26 protein-coding genes are annotated in these 22,842 nt (G+C 51.2%); 6 read left to right on the plus strand and 20 right to left on the minus strand.

From position 1 onward, the window contains the following. Position 1: 1 nt before the first annotated feature. The 3 genes from HMPREF3139_RS09415 to ilvD form a co-directional block, all read right to left on the minus strand. On the minus strand, positions 2-1,291 hold the full coding sequence (locus HMPREF3139_RS09415) for a CAP domain-containing protein (protein ID WP_070461749.1): 1,290 nt from the start codon (positions 1,289-1,291) through the stop codon (positions 2-4). 69 nt (positions 1,292-1,360) lie between these two features. Then, positions 1,361-1,492 (minus strand): hypothetical protein, encoded by a 132-nt coding sequence (locus HMPREF3139_RS11330; protein WP_256388404.1) that lies wholly within the window; start codon positions 1,490-1,492, stop codon positions 1,361-1,363. A 68-nt stretch (positions 1,493-1,560) separates the two neighbouring features. Next, entirely contained in the window at positions 1,561-3,420 is a 1,860-nt protein-coding gene (ilvD, locus tag HMPREF3139_RS09420; protein ID WP_070461750.1) for a dihydroxy-acid dehydratase, read from the minus strand. A 277-nt stretch (positions 3,421-3,697) separates the two neighbouring features. On the opposite strand from ilvD, the gene HMPREF3139_RS09425 reads away from it, so the two are divergent. Further along, positions 3,698-4,261, plus strand: coding sequence for a YceI family protein (locus tag HMPREF3139_RS09425; RefSeq protein ID WP_070461751.1), 564 nt, complete (start codon positions 3,698-3,700; stop codon positions 4,259-4,261). A gap of 97 nt (positions 4,262-4,358) precedes the next feature. On the opposite strand, the gene HMPREF3139_RS09430 is transcribed toward HMPREF3139_RS09425, so the two are convergent. Together HMPREF3139_RS09430 and HMPREF3139_RS09435 are read right to left on the minus strand one after the other, a co-directional pair. Beyond that, entirely contained in the window at positions 4,359-5,306 is a 948-nt protein-coding gene (locus tag HMPREF3139_RS09430; protein WP_070461752.1) for a bile acid:sodium symporter family protein, read from the minus strand. A gap of 150 nt (positions 5,307-5,456) precedes the next feature. Then, entirely contained in the window at positions 5,457-6,338 is an 882-nt protein-coding gene (locus HMPREF3139_RS09435) for an NAD(P)H-hydrate dehydratase (RefSeq protein WP_070461753.1), read from the minus strand. Positions 6,339-6,391: 53 nt separating this feature from the next. Between HMPREF3139_RS09435 and HMPREF3139_RS09440 the strand changes: the two genes are divergently transcribed. Next, positions 6,392-7,048, plus strand: a complete 657-nt coding sequence (locus HMPREF3139_RS09440; RefSeq protein ID WP_070461754.1) for a cytochrome b/b6 domain-containing protein — start codon at positions 6,392-6,394, stop codon at positions 7,046-7,048. A gap of 91 nt (positions 7,049-7,139) precedes the next feature. On the opposite strand, the gene HMPREF3139_RS09445 is transcribed toward HMPREF3139_RS09440, so the two are convergent. The 9 genes from HMPREF3139_RS09445 to HMPREF3139_RS09490 all read right to left on the minus strand — a co-directional run bounded on the left by HMPREF3139_RS09445 (position 7,140) and on the right by HMPREF3139_RS09490 (position 14,462). Further along, a complete protein-coding gene (locus HMPREF3139_RS09445) occupies positions 7,140-8,228 on the minus strand; it encodes a FlxJ family methyltransferase (protein WP_070461755.1) in 1,089 nt (362 codons plus the stop codon). A 36-nt stretch (positions 8,229-8,264) separates the two neighbouring features. After that, entirely contained in the window at positions 8,265-9,968 is a 1,704-nt protein-coding gene (locus HMPREF3139_RS09450; protein WP_070461756.1) for an ApeI family dehydratase, read from the minus strand. A 233-nt stretch (positions 9,969-10,201) separates the two neighbouring features. Next, positions 10,202-10,741 (minus strand): COG4648 family protein, encoded by a 540-nt coding sequence (locus HMPREF3139_RS09455; protein WP_070461757.1) that lies wholly within the window; start codon positions 10,739-10,741, stop codon positions 10,202-10,204. Positions 10,742-10,819: 78 nt separating this feature from the next. Continuing rightward, positions 10,820-11,605, minus strand: coding sequence for a LysO family transporter (locus HMPREF3139_RS09460; RefSeq protein WP_070461758.1), 786 nt, complete (start codon positions 11,603-11,605; stop codon positions 10,820-10,822). A gap of 269 nt (positions 11,606-11,874) precedes the next feature. Further along, entirely contained in the window at positions 11,875-12,309 is a 435-nt protein-coding gene (locus HMPREF3139_RS09470; RefSeq protein WP_070461759.1) for a hypothetical protein, read from the minus strand. A gap of 118 nt (positions 12,310-12,427) precedes the next feature. Next, a complete protein-coding gene (locus tag HMPREF3139_RS09475) occupies positions 12,428-12,676 on the minus strand; it encodes an acyl carrier protein (protein WP_003680823.1) in 249 nt (82 codons plus the stop codon). A 12-nt stretch (positions 12,677-12,688) separates the two neighbouring features. Beyond that, the gene (locus HMPREF3139_RS09480; protein ID WP_003680822.1) at positions 12,689-12,949 is read right to left on the minus strand and encodes a phosphopantetheine-binding protein; all 261 of its coding nucleotides are present in this window, start codon (positions 12,947-12,949) and stop codon (positions 12,689-12,691) included. Then, a complete protein-coding gene (locus HMPREF3139_RS09485) occupies positions 12,946-13,704 on the minus strand; it encodes a lysophospholipid acyltransferase family protein (protein WP_049344240.1) in 759 nt (252 codons plus the stop codon). The genes HMPREF3139_RS09480 and HMPREF3139_RS09485 overlap by 4 nt, the downstream gene beginning before the upstream one ends. Further along, a complete protein-coding gene (locus HMPREF3139_RS09490) occupies positions 13,701-14,462 on the minus strand; it encodes a beta-ketoacyl synthase chain length factor (RefSeq protein ID WP_070461760.1) in 762 nt (253 codons plus the stop codon). The genes HMPREF3139_RS09485 and HMPREF3139_RS09490 overlap by 4 nt, the downstream gene beginning before the upstream one ends. 110 nt (positions 14,463-14,572) lie before the next feature. Here HMPREF3139_RS09490 and HMPREF3139_RS09495 point away from each other — a divergent pair, with 110 nt between their 5' ends. From HMPREF3139_RS09495 to HMPREF3139_RS09505, 3 genes are all read left to right on the plus strand, one after another. Continuing rightward, a complete protein-coding gene (locus HMPREF3139_RS09495; protein WP_168160499.1) occupies positions 14,573-15,061 on the plus strand; it encodes a hotdog family protein in 489 nt (162 codons plus the stop codon). A 65-nt stretch (positions 15,062-15,126) separates the two neighbouring features. Then, positions 15,127-15,855, plus strand: a complete 729-nt coding sequence (gene fabG / locus HMPREF3139_RS09500; protein WP_003746422.1) for a 3-oxoacyl-ACP reductase FabG — start codon at positions 15,127-15,129, stop codon at positions 15,853-15,855. Next, positions 15,849-17,084, plus strand: coding sequence for a beta-ketoacyl-ACP synthase (locus HMPREF3139_RS09505; protein ID WP_070461762.1), 1,236 nt, complete (start codon positions 15,849-15,851; stop codon positions 17,082-17,084). Before fabG ends, HMPREF3139_RS09505 begins: the two co-directional genes overlap by 7 nt. A 94-nt stretch (positions 17,085-17,178) precedes the next feature. Here HMPREF3139_RS09505 and HMPREF3139_RS09510 read toward each other — a convergent pair whose 3' ends face one another. The 6 genes from HMPREF3139_RS09510 to rluD form a co-directional block, all read right to left on the minus strand. Further along, positions 17,179-17,703, minus strand: a complete 525-nt coding sequence (locus HMPREF3139_RS09510; RefSeq protein WP_049359744.1) for an RDD family protein — start codon at positions 17,701-17,703, stop codon at positions 17,179-17,181. Between the two features lie 91 nt (positions 17,704-17,794). Then, the gene (locus HMPREF3139_RS09515; protein WP_003746427.1) at positions 17,795-18,214 is read right to left on the minus strand and encodes a hypothetical protein; all 420 of its coding nucleotides are present in this window, start codon (positions 18,212-18,214) and stop codon (positions 17,795-17,797) included. Positions 18,215-18,360: 146 nt separating this feature from the next. Beyond that, positions 18,361-19,362, minus strand: a complete 1,002-nt coding sequence (gene holA, locus HMPREF3139_RS09520; RefSeq protein ID WP_070461763.1) for a DNA polymerase III subunit delta — start codon at positions 19,360-19,362, stop codon at positions 18,361-18,363. Beyond that, entirely contained in the window at positions 19,362-19,841 is a 480-nt protein-coding gene (lptE, locus tag HMPREF3139_RS09525; RefSeq protein ID WP_070461764.1) for an LPS-assembly lipoprotein LptE, read from the minus strand. The genes holA and lptE overlap by 1 nt, the downstream gene beginning before the upstream one ends. A 120-nt stretch (positions 19,842-19,961) precedes the next feature. Next, entirely contained in the window at positions 19,962-20,732 is a 771-nt protein-coding gene (gene pgeF, locus HMPREF3139_RS09530) for a peptidoglycan editing factor PgeF (protein WP_070461765.1), read from the minus strand. A gap of 81 nt (positions 20,733-20,813) precedes the next feature. Continuing rightward, complete coding sequence (rluD, locus tag HMPREF3139_RS09535; RefSeq protein ID WP_070461766.1) at positions 20,814-21,938, minus strand: 23S rRNA pseudouridine(1911/1915/1917) synthase RluD; 1,125 nt, start codon at positions 21,936-21,938, stop codon at positions 20,814-20,816. On the opposite strand from rluD, the gene HMPREF3139_RS09540 reads away from it, so the two are divergent. Beyond that, positions 21,937-22,740, plus strand: a complete 804-nt coding sequence (locus HMPREF3139_RS09540; protein ID WP_003680807.1) for an outer membrane protein assembly factor BamD — start codon at positions 21,937-21,939, stop codon at positions 22,738-22,740. The two genes, rluD and HMPREF3139_RS09540, sit on opposite strands and share 2 nt — an antisense overlap. The last annotated feature ends 102 nt before the right edge of the window (positions 22,741-22,842 follow it).

Consider the following 22,842-nt stretch of genomic DNA (forward strand, 5'->3'; position numbering starts at 1 on the left):
TTTATTTCCATAAATAAAGTGTAATGGCGCGCCTGTCTTCGCCTTCGGGCATTAAGCGGATGCTGCTGCCTTTGCTTCCGTTGACACGGATAATGATGCCGCCGGCCTGCCGCTCGATAATGTCGAGTTGGGTGTCGCGGTTCATGCGGTAGTTGTAGCGTTCGCATTGTTTCAAGCACCAAAAATCTTGCCAATGGATAAAATATTTTTGTCCGGATTCGATGGCCAGCGTTTCGCCGCCTTTGACGATGAAGTAAGGGTAATCGGGTTTTTGCGTGCTGAATGTCCATTCGGCCGTTTTGTCTTTTCCGTTTTGACGGTATTCGAACGCGGCACGGTAGTTGGTGTCGTATTCCAATGGCTGCAAAGGAAACAGCGCAAATTGACGTTCGGTCAGGAGGCGGTTTGGGTCATTATCTTTATCTAATATTTTGACGTCTCTGATTTCTTTTGTGTCCTGATACAGTTTGAACGAACGCATTTTGACCGGAGGCGATTGTTCTGAGAACGCGATGCTGACCGGATTGCCGGTCATTTCATAATGAGGCATAGGGTCGGGACGTTCGCCATGGAAAACCGGTAAAGCGAAGTTGCCTTGCGGATAGGTGATGTAAGGCCGGAATTTGCGGTTGGAGATTTCATCCGCATAAACAATGGAATGGCCATGACAGGCATCTTGATAAAACGAGCGGCTGAGGTCGGAGAGGGGGCGGTTTTTTTGGCAGAGGCTGTTGAATCTGCTGTCGCCCTGATTGATGCTCAGCGCGATTTGTTTGCCTTGCGATTCAAATGCGGCTCCGGCCTCGTCGATATTTTGATCGAGTAAGGAGAGACGGTGGTAAATCGCCGTCATCAGATTATCCAGCTGATGTTGGGCAGGTAGATGGCTGTTGATTTTTTCGTTTGGCGGATGCTGGCCGGTGCTGACGTTTTCGTGCACGCCTTTATAGGCATAACCGGCTTTGCGCGTGCGGTCTGATGGGCGTGGGCCTGTATAAAAGGGATTGTGTGTATTGTGTTCGTCATGTCCGTCGTCAGGGTTTTGCAGCAGATAGCGGGCATGATTGCGCGCGGCACGTTCGAGTGTGGCTGAGTGCGCCAGTGCGGGCAGATTGGCTGAGGCGCGGAGGAAGTTTAAATACGCCAAAGCGTCAAAATCGGCAACGGCAGAACGATTTTGTGGCGGTTGGGCATAGATGAGCTGGTCTTCGGAATAGCGATGGGTTTCGTAGTATTGGAATATGCCGAGGGTGACGGCAAAACCACCCAGCCAGTAAAGAATGTGTTTCATTATATGTACTGCGTTCAGACGGCCTTGAGCTACGGCTCTTTCCCCCTTGAAACTCATGCCGTTAAATGATTATTTTGATAGCGGCTTGACTTGGAATGCTTCAGGATGGGATTTGAAATATTCGACAGCGATAAATCCGCCGCCAATAATAATCAAGAGGGCAATGGCCATGCCAATCATCGCTAAAATGAATTTGTCCATATTTGTCCGTTTGAATGAAGGCCGTCTGAAACACTTGAAAGCGTTCAGACGGCCTTAAGTCAGGTTAATTAACGTTCGATTTGCGATACGTCGCGTACTGCGCCTTTGTCGGCGGAAGTCGCCATCGCGCCGTAGGCACGCAGGGCTGCGGAGACGTGGCGGTCGCGGTTTTCCGGTTTCCACGCTTTACTGCCGCGTGCTTCCATTTCGGCACGGCGTGCGGCAAGCTCTTCATCGGAAATGACAAGGTGGATGCTGCGGTTTGGAATATCGATTTCGATGGTGTCGCCTTCGTGTACCAAACCGATGGCGCCGCCTTCTGCCGCTTCAGGCGAAGCGTGGCCGATGGACAGACCGGAAGTACCGCCGGAGAAGCGACCGTCGGTCAGGAGGGCACAGGCTTTGCCCAAACCTTTGGATTTCAGGTAAGAAGTCGGGTACAGCATTTCTTGCATGCCCGGGCCGCCTTTAGGGCCTTCGTAGCGGATGATGACGATATCGCCTGCCACGATTTGGTTGCCCAAAATGCCTTCTACTGCATCTTCTTGGCTTTCAAATACGCGGGCGCGGCCGGTAAATTTGAGGATGCTCTCGTCCACGCCTGCGGTTTTCACTACGCAACCGCGCTCGGCAATGTTGCCGAACAATACTGCCAAGCCGCCGTCTTGCGAGTAGGCATGTTCGACATCGCGGATACAGCCTTTTTCGCGGTCGAGGTCTAGGGTTTTCCACATACGGTTTTGCGAGAACGCCTGAGTAGTGCGCACGCCGCCGGGAGCCGCTTTGAAACGCTCGATGGCATGGGTGTTTTCAGGGTTGGTCACGTCCCATTTTTCAATCGCATCTTTCAGTGTCGGCGCGTGGATGGTGTACACGTCGGTGTGCAGTTTGCCTGCTTTGTCCAATTCTTTCAGGATAGCGAAGATGCCGCCTGCGCGATGCACGTCTTCCATGTAGTAGTCGTGGTTGTTTGGCGCGGTTTTGCAGATGCAAGGTACAACGCGGCTCAGGCGGTCGATGTCTGCCATTTTGAAATCGACACCGGCTTCGTTGGCAACGGCCAACAGGTGCAAAATGGTATTGGTAGAGCCGCCCATGGCAATGTCCATGGTCATGGCGTTTTCAAACGCTTTTTTGGTGGCAATGCTGCGCGGCAACACGGTTTCGTCGTCTTGTTCGTAGTAGCGTTTGGTGATTTCGACAATCATGCGGCCGGCTTCGAGGAACAATTCTTTGCGGCCTGCGTGGGTCGCCAAGTATGAACCATTGCCCGGCAGGGAAAGGCCGAGTGCTTCGGTCAGGCAGTTCATGGAGTTAGCGGTAAACATGCCTGAGCAGGAGCCGCAAGTCGGGCAGGCGTTTTGTTCGACTTCTTCGACTTGCTTGTCGCTGATATTGTCGTCAGCCGATTCGATCATGGCGTCAATCAAGTCCAAACGGCGTTCGGGTTGAATGTTTGCAACTCCGATAACTTTACCGGCTTCCATAGGGCCGCCGGAAACGAAGATGGTCGGAATGTTCAGGCGCATGGCGGCAATCAGCATGCCCGGGGTAATTTTGTCGCAGTTGGAAATGCACACCAGCGCGTCGGCGCAGTGGGCATTCACCATGTATTCGATAGAGTCGGCAATCAGGTCGCGGCTGGGCAGGGAGTAGAGCATACCGCTGTGGCCCATGGCGATACCGTCGTCAATGGCAATGGTGTTGAATTCTTTGGCAATGCCGCCGGCTTTTTCGATTTCACGGGCAACCAGTTGGCCCATATTGTGCAGGTGCACATGGCCTGGGACGAATTGGGTGAAGGAGTTGGCAATGGCGATAATCGGTTTGCCGAAGTCGGTTTCCATTACGCCGGTCGCACGCCACAATGCGCGCGCACCTGCCATATTGCGGCCGTGGGTAGAGGTTTTGGAGCGGTATTCAGGCATTTTTGTTCCTTTGTTTTATGCTGAGGCCGTCTGAAATAGGCTGGTTGGTTGGCGGCCCGTTGTAGAAATAACTGGCTATTTTATACCAATTACGAGCGATGAAGCACGCTATTTTGTAATAAAACTAAACTGTATTTGCTTCACCTGAATTTGCTGCTCATTCTTTCAGACGGCCTGAAGTTTTCTTGGATGAAACGCTGTCTTTCCCAGTTGCAAAAGATGTTGGTGTCAAAAAGTGATATGATAGGGAACTTCTCACATTTCTAAGGATAAGACGATGAAAAAAATCATGTTTGCATTGTGTTCGGCCATATTGGCTTCTGCTGCGTCTGCCGCTGTTTATAAAGTGGACGAATTCCATGCCAATGCCCGCTTTGCCATCGACCATTTCAACACCAGCACCAACGTCGGCGGTATTTATGGTTTGACCGGTAATTTGGAATTTGACCGTGCCAAACGCCAAGGCTCAATCGATATCGTATTGCCTTTGTCCAAACTGCAAACCGGTTCAGATCGCTTTACTCAACATTTGAAATCTGCCGATATTTTCAATGCAGACAAATACCCTGAAATCCGTTTTGTATCCACCAAATTCAATTTCAACGGCAAAAAACTGCTTTCCGTTGACGGCAATCTGACCATGAACGGCAAAACTGCGCCGGTGAAACTCAAAGCTGACAAATTCAACTGCTACCAAAGCCCGATGGCAAAAGCAGAAGTGTGTGGCGGCGACTTCAGCACCACCATCGACCGTACCAAATGGGGCTTGGATTATTTGGTGAGTGCCGGTATGAGCAAAAAAGTTAACATCAATATCCAAATCGAAGCAGTGAAACAATAATCCTGCTTGATTTCAAAATAAAGGCCGTCTGAACAGGTAAGGCAGAAATCGTTGATTTCGTTTATCCCTGTTCAGACGGCCTTATGATTAAAGACGTTTAGGATTCTTTATTTTTATCGGCTTTGGCTGCCCAATAAGTTGCCAGGAGTGAGCCGGAGATATTGTGCCACACGCTGAACAACGCGCTGGGAACGGCAACAACCGGCGCGGCGGCAAAGTGTGCGGCGGCAAGCGCGGCGCCTAAGCCTGAGTTTTGCATACCGACTTCGATGGCCAGCGTTTTTTGTGCATCATAAGGCAGGCCGGTCCATTTGGCGGCAAAGAAGCCGAGCAGATAACCGATGCCGTTGTGGAGTACGACAACCGCGAAAATCAGCAGGCCGCTTTCAATAATCTTGCCTTTGCTGGCGCCGACTACCGCGCCGATAATCAGCACGATGGCGGCAACGGAAACCAGCGGCAGCGCGTCGGTCAGTTTTTCAGTTTTGTTGCCCAAGACTTTATGGACAATCAAGCCCAAAACGATGGGGAACAAAACCATTTTGACGATGGACATCAACATACTGCCCGCTTGGATTTCCAGCATTTCACCGGCAAGTATCAGGAAGATAGCAGGGGTCAGCAATGGGGAAATCAGAGTAGAAACCGATGTAACGGCAACCGACAAAGCCACATTTCCGCGCGCCAGATAAGTCATTACATTGGAAGCCGTACCGCCCGGGCAGCAGCCGACCAAAATCACACCAACCGCGATTTCGGCAGGCAGGTCCAACAGTTTCGCCAGCAGATAGGCAGTTGCAGGCATGATGGCAAATTGGGCAATCACGCCGATAATGACGGCTTTGGGGTGTTTGAACAAAATGTCAAAGTCGGAAGGTTTGAGGGTCAAGCCCATGCCGAACATGATGATGCCCAGAAGCCAAGGAATGTAAGGGCCGACCCATTTGAAGGTATCGGGTGAGAAAAAAGCGATACCGGCAAAGAGCGCAGCCCAAAGGGAAAATGTTTTTCCAATAAAGTTGCTGATTTTATTGAAGATACTCATGATAATATGTTGTGAAGTTGTTTTTAAGGGAAATCAAGGATACACGCCTTAACCTTAATTTGCAAAATGACTTAAAAATAAACCAGGCCGTCTGAAAATAGAGATTGATTTTCAGACGGCCTGCAATTTGTATTTATGATATAGACGGCATTATTCTTTTGATAAAATATTGCGCAGCCATCGGGCGGCAGGTGCGATTTCTCCGGCGAGCATACCGGTTTCGATTTTGCCGCTGTGTTTGATAACATCGGCTGCCGCTCCGTGCAGCCATACGCCGGCGCAGGCGGCTTGGAATGTCGGAATGCCTTGTGCCAGTAGGCTGCCGATAATGCCGCTCAAGACATCGCCGCTGCCGGCGGTGGCCAAACCGGCATTGCCGCTGGTGTTGGTATAGGTCATGCCGTCAGTTGCGGCAACTAATGTATGATGGCCTTTCAATACGACAGTCGCGCCATATTTTTGGCTGATTTCGGTTACGGCTTTTTGCCTGTCGGCTTGAACTGATTGGGTATCGGTGCCGAGTAAGCGGGCGGCTTCGGCCGGATGAGGTGTCAAGATGATATGTTTGTACAATTTGAGGCGTTCGGCCAATTCGGGAGAACGGGCAAGCAGTGTTAAAGCATCGGCATCGAGCAATAAAGGCCGGTCGTGGTGTGTAGACAGTATTTGGGGCAGCAGATGCTCTGATAATCCGTCCAAACCAAAGCCGCAACCGATTACGCGTGCGCTGACATCGTTGCGCTCCATCAATTGGGTCGCAGTAGCGAGCATAATTTCAGGGCGTTCGGGAATAATGGCAAAAGGCAGCATGGCTTGGTTGAAGCCTGCCCAAACCTTGCCGCATCCTTGATACATGGCGGCTGTAGCTGCCAAAACCACTGCACCGCTCATTCCCGTTGCGCCGCCGATAATGGCAAGCGTGCCGTATGTGCCTTTGTGCGATTCTTGTGCGCGGGGGTGGAATACGTCGGGAAATGCTAAGGCCGTCTGAAAAGCTTGAAGCGATTCGGGAAGCGTGTAGATGGGCTGCATGGCGTAACCTTCCAAGATAAGAAATTTAATTTTAAATCAGAAAGTAAAAGGTAATGAAGCAAAAAATAAAAGTTTGGGATGCACCTACGCGCCTGTTCCATTGGCTCTTGGTGTTATTGATGGGATTCATGTGGTACAGCGCAACCCAAGGCGGCGATATGCTGATATGGCACTTGCGCGGCGGCTTGTTGATGCTAGCGTTGGTGGCTTTTCGTTTGTGCTGGGGGATTTGGGGTAGCGATACGGCAAAATTCAGCCAATTTGTGCGCCCGTTTTCCGAAATCCGCCGCTACACGCAAGGCCGAATGTCTGAAGACGAATTGGTCGGCCACAATCCTTTGGGCGCGCTGATGGTCATCGCTTTATTGGCCGCCTTGGTTTTTCAGACGGCTACAGGTTTATTTGCCGCCGATGAAAATACGTTTACCAATTCCGGCTTTTTAAATCATTTGGTCAGCGAACACGCCGGTACGCTGGCGCGAAAAATCCATGTCAATTTCTTTAATGTTTTAGCTGTTTTGGCGGGTGTACATATCGCGGCTGTTTTGCTGTATCGCTTTGTGAAAAAACAGGATTTGATTACGCCAATGATGAGCGGCTTTAAAACCATCGATGCCAAGCAGCCTAAGTTGGCCGGAGTGGGACAACTGCTTGCCGCTTTGTCGGTGGCGATTGCGTTAGTGTGCGCAGTATGGATGTTGCGCGGTTGATGTTTTAAGGCTGATACCTAAAAACAAACCGACCCCGATAGCCGAAATGGTTGTTGGGGTCGGTTTATTTTTAGGGTTTAAAAGATGATGTTCAGACGGCCTTAACGCAGCGCAAGATGCTGTGGCCGCGGCCGATGCCGTCTGAAACTTCCGCTACTTTCAATCCGGCTTTTTCGACGCAACGGATTAGGTCTTCAGAGTGGAAGATTTTGCTGTTGCCGTTGGCCATGGCAGTGAAATACAGGCTGGTCATGGTCAGGCAGTAGGCGGCGGTTTCGTAGCGTTGTCTGTCCCAGAAAGGCTCCATGATGTAGAGGCTGGTGTTTTCGCTCATAGATGCAGCGGCGCGTTGAAGAATGCTGGTAGCTTGTTCCTCGGTGAAACAGTCTAGGAATTGGCTCATCCAGATCGCGTCAAAACCGGTTGGGAACGGAATTTCAGGATCAAGCAGGTTGGCCGGATGGGCGTGGATACGGTCCGCACCGTTTTTGCCTTTGGTCGCTTCGCGCATCAAGCCGATTTGTTGCGGCAGATCCATGATGGTTACTTCGACTTCGGCATTGTGGTTGACGCATTGTTCCGCCCAGCGGCCGGTATTGCCGCCGACATCGAGCAGTTTTTTAACCGGTTTGGCGAACACGGTGTTGAGTGCTTCTGCGAAGGAGTTGTCGGAATAATAATGGTCGAATGCAAACCATTTTTCCTGCGCGATGCTTGGCAATGAAGACAAGCCTTCGTAAATGGTCGGCCAGTCGCCGAATACTTTCAGGCCTTCGGGCTTGCCGGTTTGCAGGGTTTTTTCCAAATCAAACATGCCTTGGTAGCAGATTTCTTGCGTGAAATCCATGTTGACGCGGGCCATTTTGTCTTTGAGGACAAACCAACCGGCCTTGCTGATGAAATAGCGGTTGTCGCGAGTCAAGACAGTGCCGATAGACAGCGAGGCTTCCAGCAGGACTTGTGCCGCGTAGTTGCTGATTTTCGCTTTTTCGGCGATGTCAGCTTGAGTGAGGCCGTCTGGATGGTCGTTCAGCAAATCCAGAATGCCAAATTTCACCATCAGGCGAGAAACTTGGAACACAATCGGTGCAAAAGCGATTTCTTGAGCCAGACGTTGAGCCTCGCCTGCGGACTGGTGTTCGTGGGAATAGCGTTGTTCTAGGGCAGGGAAGAGTTGCATATTGTTGGTTTTCCACTAAAAAGTTAATAGGTATATTCAGACGGCCTCAAACACAATCCGTCCTGATGCACACGGATGCTCTCCGTTGTTGATTTTAAAGCTCAGTTTGTTTTTACCTTCATCAAATTTCAGCTCTACCGACACTTCATCGTGAGGACGGATAAACTGCTGATATTTTAGATTTTCGATGCGGATGACGCGCTGTTTGCCCCATGGCTGGGGCGCGATTAGGTTGCGCACCCATTGCAGCTCGACCACGCCGGGAACCAGCGGGAAGGTGGCAAAATGGCCGCCGAAATAAACCAAATCCAAAGGCACGCGGCCGATAAAAGTTTCGGTATTGGTTTTATCGTCAGATGATGTTTTCGACCAAACGGGAGAAGTTTGGGCAACGGTAAAGGCCATCTGAAAATCTGCCGCGGCGATTTTGGCTTGGGCATTGCGCGGCAGGCTGTCAGTAAAACGCCAGTAACGCGGCAGGGCGATGGTGTCCTGCGTGGCGGCCAGATGGCGTTTGAGCGTATCTGCGACCGCAGCGTGGCCTTTCTCACGCAAGGCGGCGATACCGTCTGCGTTCAATGCCGCCCATATGGCAATGCGTTGGTGTTGCGGATGACGGCCGCAGTGGGCGTCGGCAATCCAAGGGTGTTGTAAAAGTTCGTGTTCGATTTGGGTCAGCGACACGCGTTTGTCCTCAAATTTAATAATGCGGTCTTGGCGACCGAGTAACAGAAAACCGTCATCTTGCGGCTCGATCAAATCGGCGGTTTGGCGGCGTTCGGGCGACCAAGGCGAAGAAGCCCAAAGTGCGCCTTCTTCGTTTTGCCCGATTTCCACGCCTTCGAAAGGCTGCCATTCTTGGCGTTCGCAACGTGAGGCAATCACGCCGGTTTCGGTACTGCCATAAACTTCAAACGGGCGGACGGCAGCCTGTTGCAGCAAATCCGCCGTGGCAGAAGGAAGCGCGCCGCCGGCCGAGACAATGCCTGCAATTTTATGGCCGATACTTTGCCAGTTGCGGTTTTCGCCCAAGCGGTTGAGTACGGCCGGGCTGGCAATCCAAACCACTTTATCGTGTGCGGCCGTGCTGGAAAGCAGGTTTTCCGGATAAACCGCCTGCTGTCGTTCCATAGTCCAACCCATTGTCAGCGCGAGTGCGAAGCGAAATGTGAAGCCGTAAAGATGTTGCGGAATCACGCTGCCGATCACGGTTTCACCGTGTTGTCCAAATGGCAGCGTATTTGCCAAAGTCAGGGCTTCTGCCTGCATCTGCGCGGCGGTTTTCACAATAATTTGCGCTTCACCGCTGGAACCTGATGTTTTCAGCCATGCTTCGGCATGGTCGGGAATCAGATGGTTTTCAGGATAGGTGCTCAGTCCTTCCGATTCTGTTTGAGTCAATACATCAGGCAAGTGCCAGATGTTCAGGCCGTCTGAAGACAGCTTTTTATCTGTTGAATCCGTTAAAAACGCTTCTGCCGTTTTTCCCCACTCCAAATTGTCTTGCGCCAAATTGGGCAGCAATAAAACCTTTCCGCCAGAATGCCACACTGCCAACACGGCACAGGCAAACAGCGCGGCATCGTCAAACCACAGCGCGGCCGTTTGCACGCCTGCCTGTTTCAGACGGCCTGACAGATGAAAAACCGCACGGTTGAAATCAGCACGCGTCCAATTCGGATGGGCAGCGATAAGGTCGTGTTGGGGCAGGTCGGGGGATAGAATTTGGGTTAGGTGCATGATGGTTCTAAGGTTTTATAATTTTGATGTATTTGCCTTGGTATCTTCTTTGAATTGGGCCAAGCATTCATCGTATTGTTTGTTTGTCGTTTGGCGTACCAATTCGTAATCATTTGCCTGCCACTCTTCCAATGAATGGCTTTCACTTCTTTTGAAGCAATGGAGTAACCGATCGGTTTTGCCGTTTTGTCCGTCTACAAAAGGCTGATAATTGATGAAATATTTTTAATGGTTTAAACCTTCAAAACTAATTTCCGATAAATCCACTCTCCGGCAAATAATATTCCCATTAACACATACGACACGATGCCTGTATAAGCCGCCCACCAATCGTAATATTGCAAGCTTGCCAAAATGGCGGCGGTTGCGCCGTTGAAGATAAAGAACGCGCACCAGATTTTCGTAACGCGTCGAGTGTGGCGCACACCTTCGGGCGGCAGGTCGGGGTGTTGCAGTCGGGCGAGGCGTTCGATAACGGTTTGTTTGGCAAACAGGCTGCCGCCGAAAATGGCAAGCATCAGCGCATTGACGGCGACTGGATACCAATACATCGAGTCAGGCCGTCTGAAAGCCAGTACCGCCGCAAAAAAAGCAGCAAGGATAATCGCCGTAATGCGTTGGGCTGTGGTTTGCGGCATGGCGGCGCGTATCAGCCATAACACACACATGGCCGCAGCAAGCCAGAAAAACGCACCGTTTTCCCTTCCGTAATACCATAGAAGCGGATAGGCGAGGCTGGCAAGGGTCAGTAGGAATTTTCCCAGTGTTTTCATAATGGTGTTCGGTTTCAGACGACTTTTGGGTTTTAGGGGGGAAAGGTCGTCTGAAAGTTGTTTGGAAAAATAGTAGGGTCAGTGCAGCATGGCAATGGCGGCGGACAGAAAAAACGGTGCGACAAGGGTCAGGATAAAGCCGCTGACGACGGCGTATTTGATGTATTCGGCGCGGCAGTTTTCTTTTACAAAGGGCAGGGCGGAGTCCATTGCTGCTGCGCCGGAAATGCCGATTGCCGCCATAGGCTGCTTTCGTCCGTAGAAATACAGGAAGACGATGCTGATCATTTCGCGGAAAAAATCGGTCATAAACGCTGCCGCACCCATTTCGGGCGATACCGCTTTTCCAACCATAGGACCCGAAAGGGAGAACCAGCCGAAACCGCCCGACAATACCAGGCTTTGGGCAAACGAATAGGGCGAACATAGCGAAAAAACGAAACACGCGGCGGCGGTTGCAGCAACGGTCAGAAGCGGCAGCAGGAAAATCCTACGTCCGAATCCGCCAAGCTGGAAATGAACCAAGTCCATGCCAACCATGAAAATCAGCAGATAGAGGATATGGGTGCTGTCGATGGGCAGATTGCCGACCTGTCGCCCGAAAAAGGCAAATGCCGCGACACCCAAACCGAAAAAAGCAAAGGCTTTGAAACAGCCGTAAAAGGGTTTGATAAAGCTGCCCGATGGAGTGGGAGCAGTCGAGGCTTCGGGTTTGCGATAAAGCGCAATCAAGGTAAACGCGCTGATAATCAGTGCGAGCAGCAGGGCATATTTGACGATGTCCGCGCCCAGATTCGGGTCGGTAAAGACGCCGCCGAACTCATAGCCCATGAAAAAGAGCAGCAGCAGGACAATAAAGGACAAGGGTTTGAGTAGGACTTGTCGAAGGGGTGGTGCAAGAAATTTACCAGATAGGAAACCGGTAGATAACAATGCAAGAACAATAAAGATCGATGATAAAGATGATTCCATATTTATAATTCTCCAGTTGAAAATTATTGATTTGATATTAAATATTTTGTTTCGTAAGAGAGAAGTCAATTAATATCATTGTTCTTTGAGCAGGTTTGCCAGTTGCAGTTTGCGGCCGGTTTCGCATTTGATGTGGTCAATAAGGTCGATGGTGTCTTGGATTATTCGTTTTCTTCCTTATTTTTTTCAAAGGCTTCATGTTCTACGAGCAGCTTATAGTATTTTGGATAAAGCTTGGCGATGCGGTTACGGTTTTCCGAGGTGCAGAATTTTGCAACCTCTTTGGGTTCATGAGATTTAGGATAGCGGGAAAACATTTCAGTCTGCTCTTGTTTGGTCATTTTTTTGACCGTTGGGCAGATAGGGGCCATTGCTGATTTGCTGTTGGCAAATCCAGCCATATTCCATGCCAGCATCCCGTTACGTTGAGTTTCCTCGTTCGTGTTTTTTTCACAAAACTCCATATCGTTATACATATCCAATGAATCACGAATGACTTGCATACACTCGGCATGTGTCATTTTTTTGATGAGGGAAATTTCAGCGTGCGCAGACAAGGCGGGGAGTAAGAGCAGTAGGGAAATGAATTTTTGCATGGTGTTAGTTGTATATTATGGATAAGTGAGAAAGATTGATGATTAGGTTGTTTATTGATATTCAGACGACCTTGCCGGTGGGTAAGGCCGTCTGAAAATATGCTGATTCAAAGTAAAATCAGGAATCTTGTTGTACTTTCAAGACCGCTTGAACCACGTCTTCTACGGTACGCACGTTGCGGAAGTCTTCGGCTTGCAGTTTGCGGCCGGTTTCGCGTTTGATGTGGTCGATAAGGTCGATAGCGTCGATGCTGTCGATTTCCAAATCTTCGTAGAGGTTGGTTTCGGGTTTGATGCGTTCCGGTTCGATTTCAAACAGGTTAACCAGTGCATCGGTCAGCAGGGTGCGTACTTCTTGTTCGGTCATCTTGTCTCTCCCTTATGCTTGGCGGCTCTTGACGAACTCGGCTAAAGTTTTGACGTTGGCGAAGTTTTCGCGCAGGTTGTCGTTTTCACCGTCGAGCTGGAAGCCGAAGGTTTTTTGTACGGCCAAACCAAGTTCCAATGCATCAACCGAATCCAGGCCCAGGCCGTCGTCGCCGAAAAGTGGATCTTCGCTGCCGATGTCGGCAACGGTAATGTCTTCCAAGCCCAAGCTGTCGATGATTAATTGTTTGATTTGGTTTTCTAAATTGCTCATGTGGTTTTCCTTGTGAAATAGTCTTGCAGGTATTCGTTTAAACGGCGTGCGGCGATGGGCAGGGGTTTTTCTGCCAGCCATTCTTCCGGCAGGATGTCGTCGCCGACGGTAATTTCATAATGAATTTTTTGTGGCGGGATTTTGTACCACGGTTGCCCTTTTTTAAAATTGGGTGGCGTCATCTTGATGCACACGGGCGTGATGACTGATGCACTGCGCAAACCGAGTGATACGGCGCCGCGGTGCATTTTAACCTGTCCGTCCCAACCTGTGCGCGTGCCCTCGGGGAAAATCAGCAAACTTTGTCCGCTTTTGAACACGGCGTCGATTTCTTCCAGCATTTCCATGCTTTCATCGTTGGGGATGTAGCCGGAAGCGATAATCTGGCTTTTCATGCTGGGGTTGTGCAGCAGGTCTTTTTTTACCAGTACGTTTGGCTCGGAATAGTGGCTGATCAGCAAGACGACATCCAAAAGCGAGGGATGGTTGGCAAGAATGAGCTGGCCGGGCCTGCCGAGTTTTTCCAAGCCGTTGAAACGGACGCTCAATACGCCCGACCATTGCAGGTAGCCGACGAAGAAACGCCAAACTTTGCCTATCATGCGTCTTGCTTCAAGTTGGCGTTTGATGTCGCCTTTGGTCGATTTGAGCGTATAGGGCAAAAGTGCGATTTTGAACAATACGCCTGCAACGCCGAAGAGGATGAAGCCGAAGAGTGTGGCAAAAAAGCGACGGAAATAGTCTAAAGTCTTCATGCGTTTTTCTGCCAGTACCAGTTTCTACCGGCATAGTGTTGCGTGTGTTGTCGGCCGTCTGAAAGCAGGAAGCGTACCCACTCCAAGCTGCTCCAATAGGGCTCGACTGTTGTATCGTTAGGGTTTTCAGACGGCCTTGCGGATGTGGTTTCCAAGCTTAGGGTATAGTCTTCGCCCTTTGTGATGACCAGTGCCAATGCATAGGCAAACGGCGCACGTGTAGCCAAGACAGGATAGTCTTCAGACAACGGATCATCGGCGACAATCACTAAAACAGATGGCGCGCCGTCTTGCAAAAGCGCGAATGCTTCAGTCAGCGCGGTTTCAAAGGAATCGGCGGCAACGGCCAACGCGGTATGTTCGCTCATGTCTTTACGCAACATCGACCATTGCCCAATCGTCGCGTTGTGAACGGACAGGCCGAATGAGGTCGGCGAGACGGTATGCGTGTTCAGAAGCTCTTGCCATAATTCAAAGCTGCGGTTGCTTTCGCCGTCGTGCGAAACGTACACCGGGACGCTTTCAGGATATTGGTCGGCCAGATTCCATGCGGCATCACAAACCAAGCGCGCCGCTTTTCCCAAGCGGCGGCGTTGCATAGGCGGCAAAAAGGAGAGCACTGGTTTGCACTCCGGCAGGGAGGCGGTATCGAGTTTTCCCTGTGCCCAGTCCTGCCATTGCTCCGGCGTACTGATTTTGCTGGAGGAGGCCTGCCATGCGGCGATATTGAAGCTGAAACGGCAAACGTTTTGAGGCATGATGTCTTTCAATGTTTTACATTTTCATACATTGTAATGAAATGGGTTAGTAAAAGCTAGGCTCTGTTATAATGCATATTGTAACGTAATTTATTCCCGGATGACATTTTATGCCTTCAATACCGAGTGCCCCGATTTATGATGTGGCGTCGCTACTTCCGCACAACGGACATATGGTGCTTATCGACTGTGTGAAAGAATTTGGCGATGACTATACGGTTTGCTGTGCGCCAGTTGGCGACAAGCATATTTTGCTGCAGGATGGCGTGTTGCCGTCTATGGCTTATATGGAATTGATGGCGCAGGGTATAGGCGCGTTTGCAGGCATTGAGGCTTTAAAGGCCGGAGAGCCTGTACGCTTGGGTTTTTTATTGGGAACGCGCAAGCTGGATTTGTTTGCCGATTCCGTGCCTGTCGGTACTGAGCTGGAAGTCAGGGCGCATGTGTCCATTCAGGATTTGGGCGGCATGGGCGTATTTGATTGCGAGTTGCGCTGGACGGATGCGCCGGAAGATGTGAAGCATCTGTTGCCGCCGGACGGTTTACTGGCAAAAGCTTCTTTAAATGTGTACAGTCCGAAAGACGGTCAAGTCATTTAAACCGTTTACAAGGCCGTCTGAAAAGACAAAGATTCAGACGGCCTGTCGATATAGTGAGAAAACGTATGAGTGAAACTATTTTAATTACAGGGTCTAATCGCGGTATCGGCAAAGCCGTCGCGCTTGGTTTGGCGCAGGACGGCTTTGATATTGTCGTCCACTGCCGCAGCCGCCGCGATGAAGCGGAAGCCGTTGCAGAAGAAATCCGTGCATTGGGTAGAAATGCGCGCGTGTTGCAGTTTGACGTGTCCGACCGCGAAGCTTGCCGAGAAATTTTGACTGCCGACATTGAGGCAAACGGCACATATTACGGCGTGGTGCTGAATGCCGGCCTGACGCGAGACAATGCGTTTCCTGCATTTACAGATGATGATTGGGACTTGGTGCTGCGTACCAATTTGGACGGTTTTTATAATGTGTTGCACCCTTTGACCATGCCGATGATCCGCCGCCGCAAAGCCGGACGGATTGTGTGCATGGCGTCGGTATCCGGTTTGACGGGCAACCGCGGTCAGGTCAATTACAGCGCGTCCAAAGCGGGCTTGATCGGCGCGGCAAAAGCCTTGGCGGTTGAGTTGGCTAAACGCAAAATTACCGTCAACTGCGTGGCACCGGGCCTTATTGATACCGATATTATCGATGAGAACGTACCTGTCGAAGAAATCTTAAAGGCTGTCCCTGCCGCGCGTATGGGATTGCCCGAGGAAGTGGCGCATGCGGTGCGCTTTTTAATGGATGAAAAAGCGGCGTACATTACGCGCCAAGTGATTGCTGTGAACGGAGGTTTGTGTTGAATACCAGAAGAGTCGTTGTAACAGGTATCGGCGGTATTACCGCCTTCGGCCGTGATTGGCAAAGTATTCAGACGGCCTTTAAAGCCGAAAAAAACGCAGTCAAACATATGGACTGGAGCGAACGCTTTCCTGAATTGGAAGCGCAACTGGGTGCGCCGATTGAAGGCTATTCTCCTCCCAAACATTGGACGCGCAAGCAGCTCAGAAGCATGGGGCGTGTATCGCATTTGTGTGTCGATGCGGCAGAACAAGCCCTGACGGATGCAGGCTTGTTGGGTGATGAAAGCATTACCGACGGCCGTATGGGCGTGGCGTGCGGTTCGTCTGTCGGCAGTACCCAAGACATCGGCGATTTGGGCGAGCTCCTGCTGACCGGCACATCGCGTAATTTCAACGCCAATACTTATGTGCGTATGATGCCGCATACGACTGCCGCCAATATCGGCATTTTCTTCGGCTTGAAAGGCCGCATTATCCCGACTTCGAGCGCGTGTTCGTCCGGCAGCCAAGGCATAGGCTATGCCTACGAAGCCATCAAATACGGCATGATAGACATGATGCTGGCGGGCGGCGGCGAAGAATTTTGTCCGTCCGAAGTTTATGTTTTCGATTCACTTTATGCCGCCAGCCGCCGCAACGGCGAACCTGAGCTGACGCCGCGCCCTTACGACAACGCTCGAGACGGCTTGGTCATCGGCGAAGGCGCAGGCATTTTCGTATTGGAAGAATTAGAACACGCCCGTGCGCGCGGTGCGAAAATCTATGCCGAGCTTGTCGGCTATGGTGCCAACAGCGACGGCAGCCACGTTACCCAGCCGCAAAAAGAAACCATGCAGAAATGTATGGAGCTTGCGCTGAAAGACGCCGGTATTACGCCTGATAAAGTCGGCTATGTCAGCGGCCACGGTACGGCGACCGAAAAAGGCGATATTGCCGAAACATTGGCGACTGAGGCGGTATTTGGTTTTGTGCCGATGAGTTCGCAAAAAAGCTATCTCGGCCATACACTCGGCGCGTGCGGCGCATTGGAAGCCTGGTTTACCATTGAAATGATGAACAACGGCTGGTTTGCGCCGACTGTCAATTTGGAAAACATCGATCCGCGTTGCGGCAAGGTGGATTACATCCAAACTGGCGGACGTGAGATTCAAACCGATTATGTGGTCAGCAATAACTTTGCTTTTGGCGGCGTCAATACTTCGCTGGTGTTCAAACGTTGGCAAGAATAATCATTGCTTGATTTTATGATTAAAGGCCGTCTGAAACGTATCTTGAGTTTCAGACGGCCTTTATTTCATTTAGAGCTTGAGATGCTTGCGAATTTTATTCGTTTGTTTTCTTCTGATTTAAATCCACCAGCCTTGTTCCGGCCAAGAAGTCGTAGAGGAATTGGCGGTCGGGATGGAACAGGGCGAAGCCCCATGGCAGGATGAGCCAGATGAGCGCGGCTCCGAATGCGCCTTTGGGCGGTATATTGAGCAGATGACGCAATCCGGCGTAGGCAAGCAGGGGAATGAAAACAATAAAAATGCTGGCCCAAATAAAGCGCAGGCGCAGTTGAGGCAGGGGCGGCTGGGTGTCGTTTTTATCGGCTAAGCCGATTTTCCATGTTTGCATGGCGAGGGTTTGGCCTTTTTTGTGCCAGTTGGCGCGGAAGTAGAGCCACCATGCGTAGAACAGAATCAGACAGGTTGCCAGCATGGACAGGCGCGTGGAAACGGGATTGAGAAAGATGGCGACAATACCGGCTGCAAGGGCGGCAATGCTGGTAACGGCGCCGGTCAGCAGAAGTTCGTAAACCAGTGCGGCGAGGCGGCGTTTAAGTGGGGCAGTGGGAAGACGGGTCATAATGCGATGGAAACGAAAATGGGTTTGATGGCAATAAAAACAGGCCGTCTGAAACGGGATAGGATGTTCAGACGGCCTGTTACTGTCGGGATTAGCGATGTGGACGTTTTTGACCGCGTGCCTGTTGGGCAGCCATTTGGTTCATTTCCTGACGGGTCGGACGTTTTTTGAAGATAGCATGCGCTTCGTCAACAGAACATTTTTGTGACAGGCAAACCAGGGTAATCGCGTCTTTTTGATGTTGGCCGCCGCTGTGGTACATACGGCGCAGGTTGGCTTCGTTGATACGGCCTTTTTCCGGGTCGATGTCGAATTTTTTCAGGCGCTCGAGGAATTGGCGTTGCTGACGGCGTGAAGTCCAAACGAAACCGCCTGCGGCAGCGGCCACGATGATGACGGCCAACAGAATGGCCAGCGGCCATGAATCGACAATCAGAACGATGATGAGGCTTAATACGGCAGTGGTCAGCAGGGCCAGACCGCCGATGCGAAGTTTGGTTTTATTATCCATATGGTTGGTGTTTCCTTGTTTTTTGCTGGAAGAGGCCGTCTGAAATGCGAGGTTCAGACGGCCTGAATTTGAGTTTACGCTATTTTACAGTATTTTCTGTTTTTGGGGCGTATTGCGTGCAAGTTTCTTGACGCGTGGCAACGGTTTCAAGCGGCCAGCGAGGTAACGAGTTGTTTGAACTCGGTCCATGCATCGCCTTCTTCCGCGCCTTTGATGATGCGGTCGATTTTAGCGCAGGTTTTGAGCGCGTCGAGCAGGCGGTTGATGGAAATGCGTTTGGCCGCCATCGGTGCAAGGGTCTGCTTGTCGCCCCATAAGCGCAGGCTGTTGCGCAGGCTTTGGATGTTTTGTCCCTGCTTGAGTGCGGCAATCAGGCGGATTAGAGTGCGGATGTCTTCGGCAACCGCCCACAACAGCAAAACCGGCTCTTCGCCTTCTTCTTCCAAACCGTCCAGTAAGCGGGAAACGCGCAGGGCATCGCCTTTCATCCATGCACCGGCCAGTTGGAATACGTCGAAACGGGCAACGGTGGCAACTGCGGCTTCTGCGTCGGCAATATTGATCAAATGGCCTTTGGGATGGAGCAGTGCGAGTTTTTCGATTTCCTGACGGGCGGCTAAAAGATTGCCTTCGACGCGCTCGGCAAAAAGGGCAAGTGCTTCAGGTTCGATATCCAAACCTTGCTGCTTCAGACGGCCCTGTATCCATTGCGGCAAAGCATGTGGCGCAACGGCTTTGGCTTCTAAGACGATGCCTTTGCCTGCCAATGCAGAAAACCATTTGGACTGGATTTGCGCTTTTTCAAGCTTGGGTAGGAGGATAAGCGTAACCGTATCTTCGGGCAGGCGTTCGGCGAAAGTTTGCAGGGCATCGCCTCCGTTTTTGCCGGGTTTGCCGTTGGGAATGTGGATTTCCAGCAGTTTCAAATCGGCAAACAAACCTGCGCTGCCGGCACTTTGCAACAGCTCGTTCCAGTCAAAATTGTTTTCGGCGGTATAGACTTCGCGGTTGAGATAGCCTTGTTTTTTTGCGGCTGCGCGCAGCGTATCCAAAGCCTCGATGCGCAACAAATCCTCTTCGCCGTGAATAATGTACAACGGTTTGAGCGGCGTATCGGGGCGCAGGCTCTCAATGGGCGCGGCAGCCATTATTGCGCCTTCAGGAAAGTCAGGCGGCGGACGATTTGATCTGCGGCGTCGATGCGCATTTCAGACCAAATGGTTTCTTCCTCTTCCTGTTTGCCCAAAACTTCGCTGTCGGCGTAGTCCATGGTACGGTGAACCTTAACTTCCATCGGTTCGCCAACCGGCTCGCTGTTGCGGAAGGCTTGGGCTTTGATGGTCATGGCCAGCAGGTATTCGTTGATTGCGGCGGCGCGGGTGATGGTGTAGATGTCGCGGCGTTTTTGAAAGTCGACAACGCGCAGGGTGATTTGTGATTCGGCTTCGCTAACTGGATGGCCGTCAGCACGGCGTAAGGCATTTTCCAGCGCTTTTTGCATGACGGCTCCGCCTTCTACATGCCAGTTTTGATAAGGCAGCGGCTGAGAAGTCACGCCTGTGCCTTTCAGGTGGAAACCGCAAGAGGCAAGCAATAGGGCGAGTGCAGGCAATAGGATTTTTTTCATTGGATATTCCTTCGTTGAAACCGGTTACGGTATCGTCGGATTATAACGAATAATGTTTAGGCCGTCTGAAATCGCAAACGGAAAGTATTTCAGACGGCCTTGTCTTTGATGGTGCAAATTTTATTTTTCCAACCAAATCAGGCTGACCATGCGACCGGTTTGTCCGTCGCGGCGGTAGGAGAAGAAAGTATCGCGTTCCAAGACGGTGCAATGGGTGCCGCCATAAATCATGTTCACGCCTTCGCGGTGCAGAACCATGCGTGCCAAAGCGTAAATGTCGGCAAGGTATTTGCCGCCGCCGATGTCTTCAAACGCATCGACAGCTTCCGGCATAGGGGTGCAAAACGCATCAAATACATCTTGCCCTACCTCAAACGCATCAGGGCCGATGGCAGGCGCGAGATAGGCCATGATTTCCAACGGCTCGATATTCATTGCTGCAATGGTGTTTTGCAAAACGCCGCCAGCCAAACCACGCCAACCTGCATGAGCCGCCGCAACCACCGTTCCTGCTTTGTCGCAAAACAAGACAGGCAGGCAATCGGCAGTCATCGAAGCGCAGGCGACTGTACCCGTCGCATCAACCGAAGCATCGGCGTCGGGCGTATTACCTAACGCTTCGGCGGCATTTACAACGATGGTACTGTGGATTTGATTGAGGTAGGCAACGGGCAGGCCGACTTGTTCCTGTACGATTTCACGGTTGCGGAGCACGGCTTCCAGATTGTCGCCGACGTGCGAACCGACATTCAGGCTGCGATATACGCCTTCGCTGACACCGCCGTTGCGCGTGGTAATAAGCGTTTTAACATTGGCAGGGGCAGGCCAGTCGGCAGTCAAAAAATTCTTGCCTTGCGGGGCGAGGTTTAGGGTATCTGTGATGGTTTTCATAATCTTTGAGTCGCTGAAATATTGGAACGGATTGATTTCAGACGGCCTGAAATAATATTTTAGGCCGTCTGAAAAATGGGTTTAATCCCTTACATAAACGACTTCGACATCGTAGTCGTCTTCATTCCAATCATCGTCATCGTCCATGCCGAATTTCTCTTGCCATTCTTCCTCGTTGCTTAGGGACGAATCCAAACCGGCTTCCAGACGCAGGACGGAAAGCAGGTGGTACATATCGTCAGGCATAGGCGCTTCAAAGGAAACGGTTTCACCGGTTTTCGGGTGTACAAAGCTCAAGCGGTAGGCGTGCAGGGCTTGACGCGCACCAAGGGCTTTGATGGCTTCTTTAACTGCGTCGCTGCATGGATGGCGCAGGTTGCCGTAAACAGGGTCGGCGGCCAGCGGATGGTTGGCTTCGCGCATATGAACGCGGATTTGATGCGTGCGGCCGGTTTCGAGCGAGCATTCGATGTAGCTGTGCGCCAGATAACGTTCCAACACTTTGACGTGGGTAATGGCAGGTTTGCCGCCGAATTTGACGACTGCCATTTTCAGGCGGTTGTGCGGATCGCGGCCGATTTGGGTTTCGATTTTGCCGTCAAAAGGGACGATTCCGTTGGCAACGGCGCGGTAAATGCGTTTGACTGTGCGCTCTTGAAGCTGTTGAACCAGTGAGTTTTGCGCCGGCAGGGTCTTGGCGACCACCATCAGGCCGCTGGTTTCTTTGTCCAAACGGTGTACGATGCCCGCACGCGGCACTTGGCTTAATTCGGGACAGTGCGCCAACAGGCCGTTGAGCAGGGTGCCGCTCCAGTTGCCTGCGGCAGGATGGACGACCAACCCGGCAGACTTGTTGATGACGATAACGGTATCGTCTTCATAAATAATGTCCAAATCCATGGGTTCGGGTGTGAACGCGAGGTTTTCTTCGCTCGGACGTACCGTAACGGCAATCAATTCACCACCTATCATTTTATCTTTGGGTTGAGCGGGCTTATCGTTTACAATGACCGCACCCTCTTTAATCCACGAACTCAGACGGCTGCGCGAGTAGTCGGGCATGAGTTTGGCCAATACGGCATCCAGCCTTCCGCCCGCCATTTCGAGCGGAACGGTCAAATTAACACAACTTTCTGTTTCAGGGGATGACGGAAAGTCTAAATCATCGCTATAATCGGCTTCGTTATCAAAGGAAGTATTCTGCATGAAAAAAATTCTTTTAGTAGTTTCTTTAGGTTTGGCACTGAGTGCCTGCGCAAATAAAGGCACAATCGATAAAGACGCCCAAATTACTCAAGATTGGAGTGTGGAAAAGCTTTATGCCGAAGCGCAAGACGAATTGAACAGCAACAATTATACGCGAGCTGTCAAGTTATACGAAATTTTAGAATCCCGTTTTCCAAACGGCCGCTATGCCCAGCAGTCCCAGTTGGATACGGCGTATGCCTATTATAAAGACGATGAGCCGGAAAAAGCCTTGGCTGCCATTGCGCGCTTCCAACGCCATCATCCGCAACATCCGAATATGGACTACGCGCTGTACTTGAAAGGTTTGGTCCTGTTTAACGAAGACCAGTCTTTCTTGAACAAGCTGGCTTCCCAAGACTGGTCCGACCGCGACCCGAAAGCTAACCGCGATGCTTATCAGGCGTTTGCCGAGTTGGTTCAACGTTATCCAAACAGCAAATACGCTGCCGATGCAACCGAGCGTATGGCCAAGCTGGTGGACGCTTTGGGTGGTAACGAGATATCTGTGGCACGTTATTACATGAAACGCGGTGCTTATGTCGCAGCGGCCAACCGTGCGCAAAAAATCGTCAGCCGTTACCAAAATACCCGTTACGTCGAAGAAGCTTTGGCGATGATGGAATTGGCATACAAAAAACTGGACAAGCCGCAACTGGCTGCCGATACACGCCGCGTTTTGGAAACCAACTTCCCGCAAAGCCCGTTCTTGCAACACGAATGGCGATCTGACGATATGCCTTGGTGGCGTTACTGGCGCTAAGCGTCGGGTTGTTCAGGCATGAATAAGGCCGTCTGAAAACGATGCAGCTATGCATTTGGTTTTCAGACGGCCTTTGTTTTTAATGTTTTTTTACGTTCTCTG

This window comes from Neisseria sp. HMSC15G01 (genome assembly GCF_001808255.1).
GTDB lineage: Bacteria > Pseudomonadota > Gammaproteobacteria > Burkholderiales > Neisseriaceae > Neisseria > Neisseria subflava_A.

Excerpts from the sequence above, each read along its gene's own strand:
- HMPREF3139_RS09415 (WP_070461749.1), bottom strand. The coding sequence starts at position 1,291 with ATGAAACACATTCTTTACTGGCTGGGTGGTTTTGCCGTCACCCTCGGC.
- HMPREF3139_RS11330 (WP_256388404.1), bottom strand. The coding sequence starts at position 1,492 with ATGGACAAATTCATTTTAGCGATGATTGGCATGGCCATTGCCCTCTTG.
- ilvD (WP_070461750.1), bottom strand. The coding sequence starts at position 3,420 with ATGCCTGAATACCGCTCCAAAACCTCTACCCACGGCCGCAATATGGCA.
- HMPREF3139_RS09425 (WP_070461751.1), top strand. The coding sequence starts at position 3,698 with ATGAAAAAAATCATGTTTGCATTGTGTTCGGCCATATTGGCTTCTGCT.
- HMPREF3139_RS09430 (WP_070461752.1), bottom strand. The coding sequence starts at position 5,306 with ATGAGTATCTTCAATAAAATCAGCAACTTTATTGGAAAAACATTTTCC.
- HMPREF3139_RS09435 (WP_070461753.1), bottom strand. The coding sequence starts at position 6,338 with ATGCAGCCCATCTACACGCTTCCCGAATCGCTTCAAGCTTTTCAGACG.
- HMPREF3139_RS09440 (WP_070461754.1), top strand. The coding sequence starts at position 6,392 with ATGAAGCAAAAAATAAAAGTTTGGGATGCACCTACGCGCCTGTTCCAT.
- HMPREF3139_RS09445 (WP_070461755.1), bottom strand. The coding sequence starts at position 8,228 with ATGCAACTCTTCCCTGCCCTAGAACAACGCTATTCCCACGAACACCAG.
- HMPREF3139_RS09450 (WP_070461756.1), bottom strand. The coding sequence starts at position 9,968 with ATGCACCTAACCCAAATTCTATCCCCCGACCTGCCCCAACACGACCTT.
- HMPREF3139_RS09455 (WP_070461757.1), bottom strand. The coding sequence starts at position 10,741 with ATGAAAACACTGGGAAAATTCCTACTGACCCTTGCCAGCCTCGCCTAT.
- HMPREF3139_RS09470 (WP_070461759.1), bottom strand. The coding sequence starts at position 12,309 with ATGCAAAAATTCATTTCCCTACTGCTCTTACTCCCCGCCTTGTCTGCG.
- HMPREF3139_RS09475 (WP_003680823.1), bottom strand. The coding sequence starts at position 12,676 with ATGACCGAACAAGAAGTACGCACCCTGCTGACCGATGCACTGGTTAAC.
- HMPREF3139_RS09480 (WP_003680822.1), bottom strand. The coding sequence starts at position 12,949 with ATGAGCAATTTAGAAAACCAAATCAAACAATTAATCATCGACAGCTTG.
- HMPREF3139_RS09485 (WP_049344240.1), bottom strand. The coding sequence starts at position 13,704 with ATGAAGACTTTAGACTATTTCCGTCGCTTTTTTGCCACACTCTTCGGC.
- HMPREF3139_RS09490 (WP_070461760.1), bottom strand. The coding sequence starts at position 14,462 with ATGCCTCAAAACGTTTGCCGTTTCAGCTTCAATATCGCCGCATGGCAG.
- HMPREF3139_RS09495 (WP_168160499.1), top strand. The coding sequence starts at position 14,573 with ATGCCTTCAATACCGAGTGCCCCGATTTATGATGTGGCGTCGCTACTT.
- fabG (WP_003746422.1), top strand. The coding sequence starts at position 15,127 with ATGAGTGAAACTATTTTAATTACAGGGTCTAATCGCGGTATCGGCAAA.
- HMPREF3139_RS09510 (WP_049359744.1), bottom strand. The coding sequence starts at position 17,703 with ATGACCCGTCTTCCCACTGCCCCACTTAAACGCCGCCTCGCCGCACTG.
- HMPREF3139_RS09515 (WP_003746427.1), bottom strand. The coding sequence starts at position 18,214 with ATGGATAATAAAACCAAACTTCGCATCGGCGGTCTGGCCCTGCTGACC.
- holA (WP_070461763.1), bottom strand. The coding sequence starts at position 19,362 with ATGGCTGCCGCGCCCATTGAGAGCCTGCGCCCCGATACGCCGCTCAAA.
- lptE (WP_070461764.1), bottom strand. The coding sequence starts at position 19,841 with ATGAAAAAAATCCTATTGCCTGCACTCGCCCTATTGCTTGCCTCTTGC.
- pgeF (WP_070461765.1), bottom strand. The coding sequence starts at position 20,732 with ATGAAAACCATCACAGATACCCTAAACCTCGCCCCGCAAGGCAAGAAT.
- HMPREF3139_RS09540 (WP_003680807.1), top strand. The coding sequence starts at position 21,937 with ATGAAAAAAATTCTTTTAGTAGTTTCTTTAGGTTTGGCACTGAGTGCC.
- rluD (WP_070461766.1), bottom strand. The coding sequence starts at position 21,938 with ATGCAGAATACTTCCTTTGATAACGAAGCCGATTATAGCGATGATTTA.